This window comes from Kitasatospora sp. NPDC007106, from assembly GCF_040634455.1.
Taxonomy (GTDB): Bacteria; Actinomycetota; Actinomycetes; order Streptomycetales; family Streptomycetaceae; genus Kitasatospora; species Kitasatospora arboriphila.
This window is the reverse complement of sequence record NZ_JBEYFP010001076.1, coordinates 1-1,783: the sequence shown is the minus strand read 5'-3', so window position 1 is coordinate 1,783 and position 1,783 is coordinate 1. Positions and strand designations below refer to the sequence as shown.

General features: G+C 70.4%; 3 protein-coding genes and 1 pseudogene. 2 read left to right on the top strand and 2 right to left on the bottom strand.

Annotation, left to right across the window (positions count from 1 at the left end):
- Nucleotides 1-421: 421 nt before the first annotated feature.
- Both ABZ641_RS35910 and ABZ641_RS35905 read left to right on the top strand, forming a co-directional pair.
- A pseudogene (locus ABZ641_RS35910) lies at nucleotides 422-628 on the top strand (transposase family protein); the annotation flags it as partial.
- 100 nt (nucleotides 629-728) lie between these two features.
- Nucleotides 729-1,190 carry an ISAs1 family transposase gene (locus tag ABZ641_RS35905; RefSeq protein ID WP_359988646.1) on the top strand — a complete coding sequence of 154 codons (462 nt, stop codon included), beginning with the start codon at nucleotides 729-731 and terminating at the stop codon, nucleotides 1,188-1,190.
- Nucleotides 1,191-1,224: 34 nt separating this feature from the next.
- On the opposite strand, the gene ABZ641_RS35900 is transcribed toward ABZ641_RS35905, so the two are convergent.
- Together ABZ641_RS35900 and ABZ641_RS35895 are read right to left on the bottom strand one after the other, a co-directional pair.
- On the bottom strand, nucleotides 1,225-1,452 hold the full coding sequence (locus tag ABZ641_RS35900; RefSeq protein ID WP_359988644.1) for a hypothetical protein: 228 nt from the start codon (nucleotides 1,450-1,452) through the stop codon (nucleotides 1,225-1,227).
- Nucleotides 1,446-1,783: HEAT repeat domain-containing protein (locus ABZ641_RS35895; protein WP_359988642.1), on the bottom strand; the 338-nt coding region annotated here is incomplete at its 5' end. The genes ABZ641_RS35900 and ABZ641_RS35895, both read right to left, overlap by 7 nt.

Sequence of the window (1,783 nt, the reverse complement as noted above, 5' to 3'; positions counted from 1 at the left end):
GCCAGGGACAGCCGGCCTCGATCCATCCGGCTCGCGCGGTCATGATCCCCGCATTCGAGGCGTCCTCGTAGCCGAACTCGATGAAGCAGCAGCCGCAGATCGCGAACGACGGCGTCAGTCCGTCGGAACCCCAGGGATCGAAGCCCTGATCGAGCCCGCACACAGGGCAATGGGCTCCTGGCCTCGGTGTTCTCGTCACAGGCCGATGCTACTTTCGCGCAGCTGAACCCCGTCGCCGATGCCTGCCCGGGTGAGGCAGGCACGGTTTCCAAGATCATGGAGTTCTCGACGCCCCGTGACCTGCCTGGAAGACCGTGCCTGCCGACGCATCATCGCCGATCCCACCTGCCCTTGACCAGTTCCGCGAGCATCCGCAGCTCACCCCGAGGAGGTACCCGGGCTGCTGGAGCGCCTGGCAGAGGTGCCCGACCCCCGCGACCCACGCGGAGTGCGCCATACCCTGGTCGCCGTCCTCGCGCTGACCGCTTGCGCGGTGCTGGCCGGCGCGACGTCGCTGCTGGCGATCGGCGAGTGGATCGCCGACGCCCCGCCGTACGCGCTGGAACAAGTCGGCGTGCGCGTCGATCCCCTGGCCCCGCATCGGTGCCTGCCGGCGGAAACGACCGTGCGGCGCCTGCTGACCCGGATCGACGGCGACGCGCTGGATCGGTCGGTGGCCCGCTGGCTCGCCGACCGCCGCCCCGAGCGGACCGGTGCCGCCGGACTGCGTGCTCTGGCCGTGGGATGGCAAGAGCCTGCGTGGCGCCGCGAAGGCCAGCGGCCGCAGGATCCACCTGCTCGCCGCCCTGGAGCACACCACCGGCCTGGTCCTGGCCCAACTGGACGTGCAGGAGAAGACCAACGAGATCACCTGCTTCCAGCCGCTGCTGGACATGGTCGCCGACCTCGCCGGCACGGTCGTCACCAGCGACGCGATGCACACCCAGCGCGAGCACGCCGACTACCTCCTGGGACACGGCGCCCACTACATCGTGATCGTCAAGGGCGACCAGAAGAAGCTCCGCAAGCAGCTCAAGTCCCTTCCCTGGAAAGCTATCCCCTTGCAGGGGCGCACCCGCGAGGCCCGGGCACGGACGGGGCGAGATCCGCCGCATCAAGGCGGCCACCATGAGCAACCTGCTGTTCCCGCACGCGCGCCAAGCCATCCAGCTCAAAACGCCGCCAGGTGAACCGCAAGACCGTCAAGATCACCATCAAGGCGATCTATGCGGTCACCGGCCTGCCCTCCGGACAAGCCACCCCCGCACAGCTCGCCGCCCTGATCCGCGGCCACTGGTCCATCGAGGCGCTGCACCACATCCGTGACGTGACCTTCGCCGAGGACGCTTCCCAGCTCCGCGGCAGCGGCGCCATCAGAAGGGTCATGTCGTCGGTGGCGAGGTCGTCCAGCATGGCGCGTAGTTCGTTCGGGACGGGCAGGTGGGTCAGCACCTCCACCCGAGGGCGGCGCTCACGCGGACCTCGGCCGGCCGTGCCGGGTCCGCCCAGCAGTCCCGCGCCCACGCCACCGTTGGCTCGTGTCGGTGTGCCCCGCCGAGCTGGGCGATCGCCAGCACCAGGGCGGCGCGTACGGCCGGGTCATCTTCGGTGTTCAGGCGGGAGTGGAGGGCGGTGCGGATGTCCTGTGCGCGGTCGAGGGCGGCCGCCAGCACGTAGGCGGCGGCGATCCGCACCGCGGGGTCGGGGTCGTCGAGCAGGGGCAGGAGGAGGCCGGTGTCCGTGGTGATCGCCTCGCGGGAGGCCTGCACGGACCAGTTCTGCG